The 17,872-nt window shown below is 35.6% G+C and carries 8 protein-coding genes; 2 read left to right on the forward strand and 6 right to left on the reverse strand.

Features of this window, described 5'->3' with window-relative positions; translation table 11 throughout:
- Positions 1 to 107: 107 nt before the first annotated feature.
- Positions 108 to 4,598 carry a MucBP domain-containing protein gene (locus R8749_RS09715; protein WP_317696386.1) on the forward strand — a complete coding sequence of 1,497 codons (4,491 nt, stop codon included), beginning with the start codon at positions 108 to 110 and terminating at the stop codon, positions 4,596 to 4,598.
- 219 nt (positions 4,599 to 4,817) lie between these two features.
- A complete protein-coding gene (locus tag R8749_RS09720) occupies positions 4,818 to 13,028 on the forward strand; it encodes a MucBP domain-containing protein (protein WP_317696387.1) in 8,211 nt (2,736 codons plus the stop codon).
- Positions 13,029 to 13,112: 84 nt separating this feature from the next.
- Here R8749_RS09720 and R8749_RS09725 read toward each other — a convergent pair whose 3' ends face one another.
- From R8749_RS09725 to R8749_RS09750, 6 genes are all read right to left on the reverse strand, one after another.
- A complete protein-coding gene (locus R8749_RS09725; RefSeq protein WP_317696389.1) occupies positions 13,113 to 14,270 on the reverse strand; it encodes a YdcF family protein in 1,158 nt (385 codons plus the stop codon).
- 56 nt (positions 14,271 to 14,326) lie between these two features.
- Positions 14,327 to 14,728, reverse strand: coding sequence for a PTS sugar transporter subunit IIA (locus R8749_RS09730; RefSeq protein WP_317696392.1), 402 nt, complete (start codon positions 14,726 to 14,728; stop codon positions 14,327 to 14,329).
- 28 nt (positions 14,729 to 14,756) lie between these two features.
- Positions 14,757 to 15,566, reverse strand: coding sequence for a PTS system mannose/fructose/sorbose family transporter subunit IID (locus R8749_RS09735; protein ID WP_317696395.1), 810 nt, complete (start codon positions 15,564 to 15,566; stop codon positions 14,757 to 14,759).
- A complete protein-coding gene (locus R8749_RS09740; RefSeq protein ID WP_317696397.1) occupies positions 15,553 to 16,464 on the reverse strand; it encodes a PTS mannose/fructose/sorbose/N-acetylgalactosamine transporter subunit IIC in 912 nt (303 codons plus the stop codon). The genes R8749_RS09735 and R8749_RS09740 overlap by 14 nt, the downstream gene beginning before the upstream one ends.
- Positions 16,464 to 16,955, reverse strand: coding sequence for a PTS sugar transporter subunit IIB (locus R8749_RS09745; RefSeq protein ID WP_317696400.1), 492 nt, complete (start codon positions 16,953 to 16,955; stop codon positions 16,464 to 16,466). Before R8749_RS09745 ends, R8749_RS09740 begins: the two co-directional genes overlap by 1 nt.
- Before the next feature lie 170 nt (positions 16,956 to 17,125).
- The gene (locus R8749_RS09750; protein WP_317696403.1) at positions 17,126 to 17,848 is read right to left on the reverse strand and encodes a GntR family transcriptional regulator; all 723 of its coding nucleotides are present in this window, start codon (positions 17,846 to 17,848) and stop codon (positions 17,126 to 17,128) included.
- Between the last annotated feature and the right edge of the window lie 24 nt (positions 17,849 to 17,872).

Below are 17,872 nucleotides of genomic sequence, written 5' to 3' on the forward strand. Positions count from 1 at the left end.
CTAAAAATTACCATAACTTAGTAAATAATGTTAATGGCAAATTAAAGCAATGCAAGGATTGTAAAGAGAAGATTTGATGTAATTTATTTATTAGAGGAGAAATATTAATGATTTATATACCAAAGAGAAGAAGAAGGTTGCATGGTTTACCAAAAGTATTCTTATATTCCTCAACTTTATTATCAGTTGTCGGCAGTTACGCCGCACCAGCTGTTAATGTTTTTGCTGACACGCAAGTGCCTGAGCAAAATAACAGTGAAAATAAAGATAACGGAAATTTATCTCAAAATACCGCAGCAAGTCAATCAGCAAAAAATATTACCGTAGATGATAAAAACAAAACTCAAGTTGCTGCCAACAATCCTAAAACTCAAATAAAGCCACAGATACAACAAAATAAATCTGCCCAAAATAACAATAAACTACCAAATTCAATTAAACCTAGAGGAAATATTAGCCCTCAGGGTGCTCATTCTTACTTTATCGAATTCGTTAACTTTCTTGATGGCAGTCACGTTGACACAAAACCCTTTTCAAGCGATTCTGGTCCTGGAAGTACTATTCTATCTAGTGATCTAAATTCAATTGTTCCAGCCGGTTACGCATTAAAAACCAATTTAGGCAATGTGACATTACCCGCTGAAGGAGGAACATTAAGAGTTCAGCTGAGAAAAACTGTTATGAAATTTCATTTTATCGGCAAAGATCTTAATGGAAATCCTCTAAAAGACCGCAATGGCAATGATCTTACTATGGAGTTTGATAAAGAACTGGGACCTAACCAATCGCTAACTAATGCTGATATTCCAGGGATCTATAGCGGACGTTTTCGATTCCTTGGTGATACTGGTTTTACCTACAATGATACTGTTTCTGGTACTACTCAAATTCTTAAACTTCGAACTGAATACAAAAACATTCTTCAATTTAAATTGATTGACAATACTTTAATTTCTACCCATGACATTTGGGGCTGGGATGATGATCCTGCACAAAATATCTTAAGTTTTATTCCGTCAGACTACGTAATATTTGGCAGCAATCACGGTAATGTCACAATTAACTCCGTTGAAAATGCACCCCAAACTGTTTATATAACCAATAAAGTAACTAACAAAATTCATTATAGAAATGCTGGTCAAGAAGTTGGGACTCAAAATCTTGAGGGCGGTAAAGGTAATACAATTAAGCAAACTGATCTCCAAATACCTAACGGATATGAATTAGATGGAACTTTTCCTTTTCTTCAATTCGGTGAAAACAACGCTGACAAATATATCAATGTAAAGCCTAAAAACGTAACTAACTACATTAAATTTGTTGATAGTGACGATCCAAGTAAAAATTTTGGTTCACCTCAATCAGTTAGTGGGTTATTTGGTACACAGATTTCTAGTAGCTTAATTACTCTGCCAACAGGCTATGATCTGGATGGTACTTTACCGAATTTTAACAATGACAATACGACTGACACTAATCCTCTTACAATCTACGTCAAAGAAAAAAATATTAAAAATTATCTGTCTTTTGATTTTAATAACCGGATGATAGCTTCTAATGTTGAAGTTTCTGGTAAAGCTGGAACCAACATTAATGTTAATCCTCTCTTAAGCAGTCTTCCAAAAGATATTGGGCAAGTTCATGATTGGGAATTGATACAAAATGCTCCTGCTTTGTCATTTAACAAAACGGTTACTAGCCACGTTGTAAACATAACAAGAAAATTCGATAATACGATAGAATTTTATTTTAACGGAAGTCCTATTCTTGATCAAAACGGGAGTCCTTCCACTCAAAGTATAACCGGCTATCCGAATAGTCCAATTACTATTACACCCCCAACAGGTTATCAATTGCCTACTCCTAATCCTACTTTAAATATAGCAGCAACTGATGGGCACATTTTTCAAGTGACTCTTGAAAAAACACCACTTTCAAATGTCAAAAACTATCTTAACTACGTAGATGAAGACAATAACGCAGTTGGAACACATAATAGTATTTTTGTTGAAGGTACTGCTGGAGACGCTATCACTACCACAACATTAAGAAGTAAAATTCCTGATTCTCACTATGAATTAGATCTTTCCCAACCTCCCTTCTTTATAGGTGCGGATGGTTCTGCTCTAACTGTTAAATTAAAGGGTAAGGAATCCAATTACGTTCTTAAATACAAAGATATTTCTGATAATTCAATCGTTAAAACTGTTAATCCTTTAGTGGGCCGTTATGGTCGTCTTGTTGGTAATGCAATTACTGATAATATGCCTGCAGATTATTCTTTAAATGACCCTTCAGTTACTACGACTTTGAAGTTCTTAGGTAACAGTACAATTGAAGTTGAGGTTAAAAAGAATACCCCGTTAAATATCAAAAACTATCTTAATTATGTTGACGAAGACAATAACGCTGTCGGAACACACAATAGTATTTTTGTTGAAGGCGCTCTTGGCGACCCTATTACTACTGCAACTTTAACTAGTAAGATCCCTAACTCTAATTATGAATTAGATCCTTCTCAAGCTGCCTTATTAATGGGAGCAGATGGTTCTTCTCTTAATGTTAAATTAATAGGTAAACCGAAAACTTATACTCTACAATATAAAGATATTTCTGATAATTCAGTCGTGAAAACTGTTAATCCTTTAACGGGCCGTTATGGTCGTCTTATTGGTAATGCAATTACTGATAATATGCCTGCAGATTATTCTTTAAATGACCCTTCAGTTACTACGACTTTGAAGTTCTTAGGTAACAGTACAATTGAAGTTGAGGTTAAAAAGAATACCCCGTTAAATATCAAAAACTATCTTAATTATGTTGACGAAGACAATAACGCTGTCGGAACACACAATAGTATTTTTGTTGAAGGCGCTCTTGGCGACCCTATTACTACTGCAACTTTAACTAGTAAGATCCCTAACTCTAACTATGAATTAGATCCTTCTCAAGCTGCCTTATTAATGGGTGCAGACAATTCTGCCTTTAACATTAAATTAAGAGGTAAAGAGAAAAATTACGTTCTTAACTATAAAGATGACACTAACGGTTCAATTGTTAAAACTATTGATCCTTTAAAAGGCCGTTATGGACGCCTTGTTGGTAATGCGATTACTAGTAATTTACCTGCAAATTATTCTTTAAAAGATTCTTCAGTAAAAACAACTTTAAAATTCAAAGATACTAGCACTCTTGAAGTACTTGTTGTTAAAAATTCAAGTCCTCAACCTAGCCCGACGCCAAATCCATCTCCAATTCCTTCACCGACTCCAAATCCAAGCCCTGTCCCTACTCCTACTCCAAGTCCTACACCTATACCGACTCCAAACCCAAGTCCTGTTAATAATTATTTCCAATTTACAGTTGATGGAATTAATATTGGAAGTAAAGTAAAAATCAGCGGTTTAATTGGGAACACTATTGATTTACGTTCTATTTTGCCAGATGGATATGAACTTGATGATGGTGTTAATCCAATTGTTGCAATTGATTTAGACGGCACTTTACGTTCAGTTAAACTTAAGAAAAAAGTTGTTTCAGCCGTTCTTACCAACTACATTCAATTTACTATTAATGGAACAAACTTTGGTGAAAAAAATAAAGTTACTGGTAACTTTGGAACCAATATTAATATTTCTTCTCTGATCCCATCGGGATATGAACTAGCAGATAAAAACACTGCTGCTAATTTTGAATCTGACGGTACGATCCACAAAATTGCTCTTAAGAAGATTGAATCTGCAAAACCAATTACCAACTATATTCAATTTACAGTTAACGGCTTAAATTTCGGTTCTGCTAAAAATATTAATGGATTTATTGGTGATATGATCAATCTTAAATCCTTAATTCCTGCTGGTTACGAGTTAGTAGACAACAATAATGGAGCTAAATTTGGACTTGATGGAACTACCCATCGGATCGCTATTCAAAAAATTAAAACTGCACCTGTAACCGTAAATAATTACATTCAATTCACAATTAACGGCAAAAACTACAGTGTTAAAATTGAACGAACTGGAAAAATTGGTGATCCAATCGATATTACGCCTTGGATTCCTGAAGGTTATGAAATTGCCAATAAAGCAGCACATACTTTATTTAGTGCTGATGGAACTGTTCATAAGATTGCAATTGTTAAAACTGCTGCTAAAGTTACTGCACCCACAACAGTTACTAATAGTGTTCAATTTACTCTAAACGGAACTGCTTTAGGAAAACCAATCAAATTCAGCGGTAATACTGGTTCTAAAATCAATATTACGCCTTACATTCCATCGGGCTATGAATTAACTGACAAAACAGCTGTTATTACTTTTGGAATTGATAATGCTACTCATGAAGTAGAATTAAAGCAAATTGCCAGTGATCCTTTAGACCCCGGTGCGACAACAAAAGTTCATACTGCAAAACCTGTTTCAAAAGTTGGTACTGCTACAAAATACGGGACCTTACCGCAATTAGGGGACAAAAAGTCAAATACTGTTGCTTTAGGTTTAATAAGCGTTACTAGTGCTAGCGCTGCCGCAGCCTGGATGTCTTCAAAGAAAAGAAGAGTTAGAAAGAATCAAAGAGTTTTAACTCCTTATCGTAAATAAACTAAAATCTCTTTAGCTGTATTTTTTAAGCTTAAAGAGATTTTTTTATTCTAATTTTCGATAAATATATAAAAATTATTATAAAAATATGCACTAAATTTTTTCATTTTGAGATTATACTAAATGGGTATAAGAAAAATCTTCATTAGCTCACGGCTAACTAAGACGAAATCCTAAATTCGATTAAGGATTTATATAGATTATTTCGAGGAGAATATTATGTACAACGTACCAAAAAGAAAAAGACGTAAACACCAAGTACCTAAGGTTTTATTATATTCCGCAACAATGCTGACTGTGGCAAGTACCAATGTATTGCCAGCTGCGCAAGTTTTTGCAGAATCTCAAACTCCTAAAAAACAAGAAGACCAAAGTACTAAATCAAATAATGCTTTAGCCAATCCTGAAAATTCAAATTCTCAATTAAGTGATGAAAGCTCTCAGCAAGTTTCTAATCCTGAAAAAAAGCCAGAATCTGTCAATACTGAACAATCAAAAAATGTTGATACCGTTACTTATACTATTATTTATAAAGATGAGGCCGGTAAAATTATCAGCACTAATGATGATTTTAAGTCGTATCCAGGAAACGATATTAGCAAAGTAATCGCTAATGATGTTTCTCAGTTAGTTGGTAATTGGCAGCTTGCTGATCCAACTCAAACAATAACGGCTCCTGCTTCTGACGCTACCCCAATTATTGTTCAGCTTAAACAGCCTAATGTTGTTCAAACCAACAACGAAAATCCTGTTCAAAATGAAGCAAAGAGCAAGCCTAATCAGGAAGCTCCAAGAAAAGATAACTCTAAAGTTGAAAGTAGTAAATCGATTTCAGCAGCCGAGAGTCGATCTGCTCAAAACCAATCTTCAAAGACTGCTCCTATTAAATCGGCTAACAAGGTTCAAAGTCATAATAAATTGACACCACGAGCCGTTGTCAGCAATAAGATTACTTTTACTTTAAACGGGACCGAACTTGGAAAAATTACCGTATCAGGTAATGAAGGAGATCCAATTAATCTTGATTCTTGGATTCCAAGTGGTTACGCCCTTGCAGATGATTATACATTTAAAGCAGACAATGCTAATCAAACTGTTGAATTAGTGACCGTTGATGATCCTTCGTTTGTCAAAAATACAATTCAATTTAAAGACAATAACAACACCCCCATCGGTGCTGCTTTTGACGTATACGGAGTTGTTGGTCAAAAAATTAATTACGGCATCTTCATTCAAAGCGGATATGATCCAGTTGATAACAGCACCGTCTTTAACTATTCTCAAGAAGTACGGGAAGTAAAAGTTGCTGTTAGTTCAGATCCAAATGCTCAAAGAGTAAATAATCAAGTTCAATTCACAATTAATGGAGCTAATGTTGGCAATCCAGTTGAAGTAACTGGACGAATCAACAAAGAAATGAATCTAGCTGATTGGATTCCAAGCGGCTATAAAACTGCAACGACACCAACATTCAATGATGGAACAACGCCCCAGACAATTGCACTTGAAAAAATAAATGACCCGTCTCTTGTTAAAAACACGATTCAACTTAAAGACGGCGGCAACAATGTCGGATCTGCTTTTGATGTTTATGGAACAGTGGGCGCCCCAATTAAATTTGGAATTTTTATGCCAGAAGGTTATGCAGTTCCAAATACTGTTTTTGACAATTCAACCACAACTCGTGATGTTGCATTAACTAATAATCAACAGATTACCAATTTTGTAAGTTTTAAAGCTGGAAATAAGGTTATCTCAACAATCCCCGTTTCTGGAGAAAAGGGTACAACCCTAGACGTTTCACGATTCATTCCTGAAAATTATGAGCTTGTTAACGATGCTGATAAAATTATCACTTTCAATGATACAACGCCAAATATTACTTTAAATATTCAAGGAAAAGTTATTCCAAATAATAAAGTAATGTTCATTGATGATGTAAGTAATGCCGTTATCGGGACTCAAGATGTAAATAATGCAAGATACAACTCAGAAATTACCCTAACTTTACCGACTAATTATGTCCTTAAAAACGAAGGTGCTAAATATAATGTTGGAGTAGATGGATCTTCTATTTCGGTTCCAGTTGTAAAAGACACAAACCATGTTGATAACTTCGTTCAATTTAAAGTTTCTGGCAGTGATTTTGGCAGCAAAGTAAAAGTTACAGGTAAAGTTGGCGATCAAATTCCATTAACTGCAAGTATTCCAAGCGGCTATGAAATTGATGGAGATGCACCTGTTTTTGCAGCTGACGGCTCTACAGTTAACGTAAATCTAAAGAAAACCTCAGTTGCTGGTAACATTGAAAATACAATTGAGTTTAAAGATGAAGGCGGAAATACAGTCGGCGGTCCATACACTGTAAGCGGTCAAAAAGGTGCTCCCATTGACCTTAACAGTTTAATTCCTGCTGGTTACGAGTTGGTTGGCGCAGCTCCAACTTTTGACGATTCTGTTACTAGTCATAGTGTTAATGTCAAACTAACCACCCCTACTTCCGTCACCAATTATGTTCAATTTACAATTGATGACGGAAATGGAAACATTATCGATCAAGGTGAACTTCATGAAGTTAGCGGCGTCCCGGGTTCTGAAATCAGTTTAAATTCAATTTTGCCAACAGGCTATGAATTAGTTAACAAAAATTCAAAACCAAAAATTGATGCAAATAACGGAGCAGTTGTTAAAGTTCAAATTCAAAGAATCACTGAAAGTCCTGTTAGCGTTGTGAATCACGTTCAATTCAAGATTGCTGGCAATAATGTTGGTGCTCCTGTTGACATTTCTGGTAATCAGGGCGACAGTATGAATCTTACTGATTACATTCCAAGTGGTTACAAAGTTGCTGTTACGCCTACATTAGGTGCTAATAACAGCAGTGTTGACGTAGAACTCACAGTAAATGATGTAGCGGCACCAAAGAATACAATTCAATTTGTTGAAAATGGCAGCAATGTTGGATCTGCTTTTGATGTGTACGGCCAAAACGGTGAAGTAATTAAGTTGGGGATCTTTAAAGGTACTTATAACGGTCCTGATCTTCACATTGACAGCAGTAAAACTAACCGTAAAATCGATGTTACATCAGGTCTTGATATTACAAACAACAATTCTGTTACCAACCTCGTTCAATTTAAATTAAATGGTGCTAATGTCGGATCACCTGTTAATATTTCTGGTAATCAGGGCGATGCCATGAACCTAAGCAGCTATATCCCAAGCGGTTATAAAGTAGCGACTGTTCCAAATATTGGTGCTGATGGAAGTAACGTTGACGCAGTTCTCGAAGCAATCAACCCTAATGCAGCTAAAAACACAATTCAATTTGTCCAAAATGGCAGTAATTTAGGTTCTGCTTTTGATGTGTACGCAACTGATGGTGCTCCAATTCAACTAGGAATTTTTGCTCCAACAGGTATTACCGTCCCAATTTTCAACTTTGATGCTTCAAAGACTGAACGTAAAATTGACGTTAATACTGGACAAGATGTTAACCAGACACCTGTACAAGTAACAAATAAAATTCAATTTAAACTTAACGGTGTAAATCTTGGTGATCCAATTGAAGTTAGTGGTAATAAAGGAGATGACATTGATCTTAAAGATTGGATGCCAAGTGGTTATAAGGCTTCTGCAACACCAAAATATGGTGATAACAACAGTGTCCAAAATGTAGAACTTCAAAAGATTAATGATCCTTCTTACATTACTAATACCATTAAATTCACGGCTAACGGTCAAGTTATCGGTACAGCTATTGAAGTTTATGGAGCAAAAGATGCAGATATTAACTATAAAATTTTTGTCCCATCAGGTTATGAATTAATTGATTCAACTGCTATTAAGTTTAGTGATACGACTACTGAACATGAAGTAAAACTGAAAGTTGCAGTGCCAAGTCCAGTTCATGTTAATAATACGGTTCAGTTTGTTCTTGATGGTAAATCAATTAACGATCCAATTGATGTTGCCGGTAATAAAGGAGATGCAATTAACCTTACTGATTGGATCCCTACTGGTTATGAATTACAGACAGCTCTCACTTTCGGTAACGAAGGAGCAGCTCAATCAGCTGTTTTACAAAAGAAAAATAATCCATCTCTGATTAAGAACACGATTCAATTTGTAACATTAACCAGAGCTTCAATTGGTGATCCGGTTGATATTTATGGTACTGATCAAGAAAGCATTAACTTTGGTATTTTCATGCCTAAAGGTTATGAACTTGTTGATCCAGTTCAAAAAGTTGATGCTTCTAACACTCAGCGCAATGTTGCAATTAAACTTAAGGGTGGAGCGCCAATTACAAATGTAACTAACCACGTTCAATTCAAGTTAAATGGCGCTAATGTCGGAACACCTGTCAACATTTCTGGTAATCAGGGCGACAATATGGTTCTTACTGATTACATTCCAAGTGGTTATAAGATAGCAACTACTCCAACTATTGGTGCTGATGGAAGTGATGTCAGTGTTGATCTTCAAGTAATCGATCCAACTGCGCCTAAAAATACAATTCAATTTGTAAATAACGGTGCTAATGTCGGTTCTGCTTTTGATGTTTATGGTCAAAATGGTGACGTAATTAAGCTTGGAATCTTTAAGGGAAGCTATGCTGGACCAGACCTTCACATTGATACTACTAAAAATGATCGTAAAATAGATATTAATACTGGACTTGATGTAACTACTCCAAATCCAGTTCAAGTTACTAAATTCATCAAATTCAATGATCCTAGTGGTAATTTGATCAAAGAAACTAGTGTAACTGGTGCTAAAGATTCTGTAAAAGATGTCACTAGCGTCTTACCTGATAATTATGAATTTGTCACGGCTTCTGACAAAGATGTAACTCTAACAGATGACGGCCAACCTGTTACCATTACCGTTCAAGGTAAACAATATGTCAACAAAATCTCATTTGTTGATGAAGATAATAATATTAATCTTGGATCCCAAAACGTCAATGGCCGTTATAACACTAAGATTACCGACGCTTTACAGATTCCTGCAGGCTATAAGCTTAAAGATGCTGGAATTGTCAATACGTTAAAGATTGGTGCTGACAATGCTGAGATTAAAGTTGCTGTTATTAAAGATGAAACTCAAGTAACTAATAAGATTCAATTCACAGTTAATGGTACTGATTTTGGAGCAGCTGTCCCTGTTCAAGGTAAACTTAATGATCCAATTAGTTTAACTTCCTTAATTCCTAATGGTTATGAACTTGTTTCTAATACTGCTCTTACCTTTGCTGCTGATGGCACGATCCAAAAGGTCGCTATTAAGCAAAGTGCTCCTAAGCCTGATACTGTTACTAACACGATTAAGTTCCAAACTTCAGATGGTACAGTAATCGGTCAACCTGTTACAGTCACTGGTAAAACTGATGACGTAATCAATCTTGCCACAATGATTCCTGCTGGTTATGAATTAGCTGATAAAAATGCAACTCATAAGATCGGTGCTGCTGATGCAACGATTACAATTGAAGTCAAAAAGATTTCTACTGCCGTTGATAACTATATCCAATTTACAGTTAACGGAACTGATTTTGGCACTATGGTTAAAGTTAATGGTGAACCGGGAGATAATATTAATGTTGCTTCTCATGTCCCAGCTGGATATGAATTAGTTAATCCAACAGCTGTTGTAAAAGTTGATCCAGCAAACGGCAAGATTGTTAAAATTGCTATTAAGAAAACGGCTGTTGTTGTAACTAATACGGTTAATATCAAGGACTCTGAAGGAAATATCTTAAATCACAAAGATTTCACTGGAAACAAAGATGATAACCAAGATATCAGCAGCCTTTTACCAGAAAACTATGAATGGATTCAAGCAACTGATAAAACTGTTAAATTGACTGATAATGGTCAAACAATTAATGTTGTAGTTCAAGGAAAACAATATCATAATGTAATCAAATTTGTTGATGACGCAACTCAAGCGATTGTCGGACAACAAGACATTACTGATCGTTACAATACAATGATTGACACTAGTGTCTTACAAATTCCAGCTGGTTATAAACTGAAAGTTTCAGTTTTATTCAGCGCAAGTGGGGTTAGAATTGGCGTTCAAGATGCAGAATTAAAAATTTCGGTTGTTAAAGATGCAACTCAAGTAACTAATAAGATTCAATTTACGGTTGATGGTACTGATTTTGGAACTGCTGTCAGTGTTCAAGGAAAACTTAATGATCCAATTAGTTTGACTTCACTGATTCCTAACGGATATGAACTTGTTTCTAATACTACTCTTACATTTGCCGCTGAAGGAACTATTCAGAAGGTTGCTTTAAAGAAAAAGACTGCTTCAGTAGGTGATGTTACAAATACTATTAAATTCCAAACTGCTGACGGAACCGTTATTGGCACACCTGTTACAGTTACTGGACAAACTAATGATGTTATTAACCTAGCAACTATGATTCCAACTGGTTATGAATTAACTGATAAAAACGCAGTTCACAAGATTGGTGCGGCTGACGCTACTATCACAATAACAGTCCAAAAGATTTCTACTGCCGTTGATAACTACATTCAATTTACAGTTAATGGAACTGATTTTGGCAGCATGGTTAAAGTTAATGGTGAACCAAACTCTAGCGTTGAGTTATCATCTAAGATTCCTGCTGGATATGAATTAGTTGATAAAACAACTTCAATCAAGATTGATCCAACGAATGGCAAAATTGTTAAAATTGCAATTAAAGGTGTCAGCGTTAAAAATACGGTAGATATTACTATTAATGGTCAAAAAGTCGGTTCTGTTAGTGTTTCTGGTAATCGATTTGATAATATCGACCTTAGTTCTTACTTGCCAAGTGGTTATGAAGTTACCTCAACTCCTAAATTTAATGCCGATGGTACTGTTCAAACTGTTGCCATCCAAAAGAAGAACGATCCTTCATTAATCAAGAATACGATTCAATTAAAAGCTCCAGATGGCAGCAACCTTGGTGCTCCAGTTGATGTTTACGGTAAAACTGGCGACCCAATTAAATTAGGAATCCTTTTACCAAATGGCTATAACGCTCCAACAGCTAAATTTGGTGCTGATAATGCAGTTCAAAATATTACTCTTGCTAAATCGGCTCCTTCAACTGCTGTTACTAACTACATTCAATTTACGGTTGATGGTTATAACTTTGGCAGCCAAATCACGTTATCCGGCAATCTTGGCGTTTCTATTCCTCTTAATGACAAGATCCCTGCAGGATATGAATTAGTTGATAAAAATACTGCACTAACAATGGGCAGTGAAGGAACAGTTTATAAAGTTGCAATTAAGAAAATTAACTCTACAACATCAGTAAATAACTACGTTCAATTTACCGTTAACGGAGTAGAACTAGGAAGCCCTCAAAAAGTTACTGGTAATATCAATGATGTAATTAACTTAACCTCGTTAATTCCAAGCGGTTATGAATTAGTTAACAAATCTACTTCACTTAAATTTGGATTAGAAGGTGCAACTTATCGTGTTGAACTGCAAAAAACTACTCCAGCAACCGTCAGCAACTACGTTCAATTTACGATTGATGGTCAAGATTATAGTGTCAGAATTGAAAGATCTGGTAAATTAGGTGATGTAATTGATATTAGTTCTTGGATTCCTACCGGATATGAATTAGTTGACAAGAGTACCACAATTCGTTTTGAAGCTAATGGAACAACTCATCGAGTTGCAATTAAGAAATCTGTTGCTCCAACAACCGTTAGTAATTGGATTCAACTGAGTGTTAATGGAACTAATTTCGGTTCACCAATTAAAGTTACTGGTACAAATGGTAATAAAATTAATCTTTCATCACTTATCCCTGCTGGGTATGAATTAGTTAATCCATCAGCGGCTTTCAATTTCACAAGCGATGGAGCAATCTACCGAGTTGAAATCAAGAAATCTACAACTGCTGCAACAACTGTAGAAAACTACATCCAATTTACAATTAATGGTAAAGATTACAGTGTTAGAATTGAAAGAACCGGTAAGATTGGCGATGTCCTTGATGTTTCTCCTTGGATCCCAGCTGGTTATGAACTAGTTGATCCAAGTGCTGTAGAGCTCTTTGAAGCAAATGGTACAATTCATCGAATTGCTCTTCGTAAGATTAAGAGTGCTGATCCAAGTGCAACTGATCCTAGTATCAGTAATGCTGCAGCTAATAAAGCTCCTGGTAAAACAGGTGTCAACAATGGCAGCAGCGCATCTTATGATCCTTCAAGCAATAAAAAATCAAGCAGTTATGATCCAGGCTCAAGCAGTAAACAAGCATCATTACCGCAAACTGGTGAAGACAAAGCACAAGCCGCGGCCCTAAGTCTCTTAGGAGCTGCAACTGCTGGAACTGCCGCAATGTGGCTTAATACTAGAAGAAAACGAGCTCTTAAAACTCAAAGTATTCAGCATTCAGGCAAATAAGATTTAAAAATAAATAGACTCTGAAATTTATTCAGGGCCTATTTTATTGTCTAAAAATGTATTAAAAAACAAGCTTTTTTGAAGTTAACGTTGAATCTCAGGTAAAACCCAATATCCATTAATTCTCAATAAATCAGTGACAATTTTTTTAGCATCAGTAGCTTTTGTTATTGGCTGTAAAAACTTCTTATCATCAATAGACACTAGATTTTCAATTGAGTATTGATAGTCTTGATCAGAATATGCCATCTTTTCTCCAATTTCAAACAAAGTCCAAGCCCTTCTCATGTGAGATGCACTCGTAACCAATGTTACGGTTTTTGCATTTTTTTCTTTTAAAATGGCCGAAGAATTTAATGAATTTTCTACTGTATCTAATGATCGATCTTCTTGGGTAATTCGCGAAGATTTAATTCCTTTTTTAACAAGCCATTTCTTCATAACCGTTGATTCTACTTTTGGTTCTTGTGGTAATTGTCCTCCTGCTACTAAAATTCTTGCTTTTGGATAAGATTGAGCCAATTTCAAAGTTGTATTAAGCCTTTGCTTTAACGTCGGCTGAATTTTACCTTTATCATCTAAAACGAAACCTAATAAAACGATAAAATGAGTTGGATCATTTTTAGCTAATTTTAACTCACTATTCTTCGTATTTAGCTTCATTGTTCTAGCATGAGTTAATGTATCAAATGAATATTTTAAGCGAGATGCGCGTTGACTATCACCTTTTGCGATATCATTTATCGAATTATTAAAAGCAGGATCATCTATCATATATTGAAAATAACCAGCAAGTGCAGCTTTTGCATAATAATCACCTGGCTTTGATGCTACTGCAGAATTCCATGCGTGCATTGCTTGATTAGATTTACCATCCTGCATCATCAAGACCGATCCCAAACCATCAAGATATTTAGGATTTAATGGATCAACTTTTAAAGCTAACCGATACAATTTTTCCATTAAAGGAATATTACTTTTTTCAGTAATTCCTGCCTTTTGAGTTTGTGCAAAATCTGGTTTATGCCAGTAATTAAACAAAATTGATCGATCAATTACATTAAGTCGATCTTCTGTACCAAAAGTTTTTTGAACCTTTTTCTCAGTAGCCTTAACTGTATATTTAGGATAATTGATAGCTGCATTATCTTTGGCTAAAATATTTGTAGGAGCCGCTGTTATTCCCATTGCAAGAATCATTGTAATGACCAATGACTTAGTTATACTTTTAAATTTTTTCATATTTCCTCCTAAAAAAAGACCTGCAATAAATGCAGGCCCCTTAACTAAATTAAAACTTATTCATCTTCATCGTCGTCATTACCAGCAATAACATCGTTAACATTCACAATGCCATCTTTGGCAACATCAACGTACGTAGAAGATTGATTAATCATCGTACTGTTTACAAACTCAATTACCATTGGTAAATTAACACCGGCATAAAGCTGAATTTTTTTGCCTCGCATAATTTCTTTTGAGACCGTATTAGCTGGTGTTCCACCCATTAAATCAGCAAATACTACATAATCATCCATATCTTTAACAGTCTCATTAAATTTATTTAAAAAGTCTCCTTGACCATCTTCAGGCAGTAGAGGAACCGCATGAATATTTTCTTGCGGTCCCATGATCATTTCGGCACTTTTCTTTAATTCAACACAAAAGTTTCCATGGCTAATTAAAATAAGTTGTTTCATTAAAATTTAATCCTTTACATTTTAGAAATTAGTGAGCTTTTGAAATGATACCAAATGCTGATAAAGCAACACATAAAACCAGCACTAACCAGATTGCCTTAGTTGAAGTCATTCCCTTCTTACCAAGGATCCAATAGATAAATCCTACAAGAGCTGCCGGTACAATACCAGGCATAATTGTATCTAAAATGTTCTGGATATTTGTTGGCACATCCCCAATTTTTGGTACAAGAGCAATTTTCACATTAACCATTGTTGCAACCAATGCTCCAACCATGAAAACTCCAAGTAGAGATGCTGCATCTGTAACTGCATTTAGTTGATCTTGCATTGTTGTAACAAGTTCAACCCCTCGATTATAAGCAAATCTCAATTGTTTCCAACGGAAAACCATAACTGCAATCTGGGCAATGATCCAGATAAAAATACCAACCGGGTTACCATTACTAGCCATAGTAGCTGCTAAAGAACCAAAGATTGTTGGAATTAATGAAGCAAAGATTGAATCCCCAATTGCTGCAAATGGTCCCATCAAACCAACTTTAATACCACCAACAGCATCTTTCCCGCTAATGCCATCTTTTTCTTCAATAGCAAGATCAATACCAGTAATAATCGTGTTAAAGAAGTTAGAAGTGTTGAAGAACTGTGTATGAGTCTTCATCATTTCTTTCAGTTCCGGAGTTCCATCACCATAAATTTTCCGTAACTGAGGAAGAATTGTATAGAGATAACCTGAAGCCTGCATTCTTTCATAATTCCAGCCTAACTGGAAACCAAACAAGCTTCGTTTATTAATCTGTTTAAAATCCGCATCGGTTAATTTATAGTTCGTCATCTTCTATTTCCTCCCCGTCTGAAGTGTTATTAGAACTAGAATCTGAGTTATTGGAGGTTGATTGTGTTCCTCCGCCGCCGCTATTACGATTCCGGCTATAACTAATCAAAGCTAACGCTAAGCCAATCATAGCAATTGCTAACATTGGTAATGCATTAAATGTTCCTACAAATTTCTTGTTGACTGCTAGAACACCACCGCCTAATGTTTGAATATTAGTAAATACGGTTGAAAGAAGCGATGTAAGTACAAATCCAAGAATCAAATAAGGAAGATGCTTTTTAACTGGTAAGTAACGAAGTAAAATTGCAAAACCAACTGCAGGTAATGCAGCACCTGCAACGGCAAGACCATCACCTAACCATTTAACAGGTCCATTTAACCAAGCAACAATCTGAGTTACTAACTTTCCACCGAAAGCTAATGCTAAGAATACTGGAATCATTCTTGAAAGAGCCCAAGGACCTGCTCCAAACAAGAAGTTTCTTTCAATTGCTTTATAATCAAAATCTTCAATATTCTTATCAATTCGATGTTCAAAGTAAGTATTTGCAAAACGTGCAAGGACATCCAATTGAACCATTAAACTTGCAACTGGAACTGCAATTGCCGCAATTGCCTGTTCTGGTTTCATTCCGGCAACAGAAACTGAGAAGGCTGTTGCTAAAACCGTTCCGGTAGTTGCATCAATTCTTGATGCACCTCCAAAAGTACCAACACCTAAAACGGTTAATTGCATTTGACCACCGATATAAAGACCGGTCTTTAAATCTCCCATTACTAGACCTGATACAAGACCGGCAGCAACTGGAGCACTTAATGATGAATAAATTTGTAATTCATCGAGAATTTCATATCCTGCATATAAACTAAGAAGTAAAACCTGCCACCATTGCATTATTTATTCTCCCCTTTCTTAAGCAAAGACATAAAGTCTTGAGAATCGTCACTCGGTACCATTTGAGCGGTTAACTTAACCCCTTTTTCAGCAATCTTATTAAAGGTATCGACATCATCATCAACCACATTAATTGATCTCGTTATTGAACGAGTCTCATCAGTTTGTGACATATTTCCTACGTTGATAGTTTCAACCGGAACACCTTTTTCAATCAACTGTAATAAAGGTTGAGGTCTGCGCGCAATAATAAACAAACGCTGAGCATCATACTTACCAGCCAAAATATGATCTGCTGCTTTATCAACTGGTAAAACACTTAATCTTACACCTGCTGGCGTAGCAAGTTTCAAGCCGCTTTTTTCAATCTGATTTCCCGCAACTTCGTCGTCAACGACTAAAAAGCGACCGACATTTAACTTATTGGCCCACAAATTTGCAACTTGACCATGGATTAGACGTCCATCAATTCGAACACCAATTATTGTCATTTAATTATCCCCCATTAAAAATTAGAATTTACTTTCAAAAACAAATTATTACAAGATAAAAACTCATTATTCACCGATAACATTAGTTCATTTTAAAAACTTTTAACCTCCTTCTCAGTTAAACGAATCAAAATACAAACTACTATTCATGCCATAAAAGTTGATCACATTTAAGAATTAACATGATGAACTTCATAGATGAATTGATCTCCACGAGCAACACTCATTGTATACTCCACAATTCGATGCTGCCGATCATAAGTTATTCGTTGAACATTTAAACACGGTGAACCTTTTGGTACATTTAACCGCTTAGCATCTTTTCGATTAATTAAGCTGGCATAAAAAGATTCATCCGCTCGTTCAATCTCAATCTGATAATCGCGTTTCATAACACTGTACAGAGAATGGTTGGCAAGACGTTCACTAGTCAGTCCTTGAAAGATCTCCGCCGGTAGAAAAGTTCTTTCAATCAACATTGGAATTCCATCTGCACAACGTAATCTTTTTAACTTATACAATGGGGCACCTAAAGAAAGATTCATACTTTCTGTTAAGACTTTTGACGCTTCCATTGAGGCTAAATAGATTAATTCTGTATTTGGAACTCGACCTAATGATTTCATTTGCTCCGTAAAGCTATAAGAACTTGATAAATCAGCTAAATGTTCCTTCTGGTTGGCTACGAAGGTCCCCTGCCCGCGTTTACGGTAAATGTAGCCGCTTCGTAAAAGTTTATCTAAAGCAAGCCTAATCGTATTACGACTTACTCCGTAAGTTTTACTAAGCTCGCGCTCTGACGGCAATTTGTCATCAGGCTGCATTTTACGAGTAATTTTATCTTGTAATAAATCAATGATCTGTTCATATAGTGACATCTTATATTGTCGCATTTGGATGACCTCACTGGTTCTCTG

The organism is Xylocopilactobacillus apis, from assembly GCF_033095965.1.
GTDB lineage: Bacteria > Bacillota > Bacilli > Lactobacillales > Lactobacillaceae > Xylocopilactobacillus > Xylocopilactobacillus apis.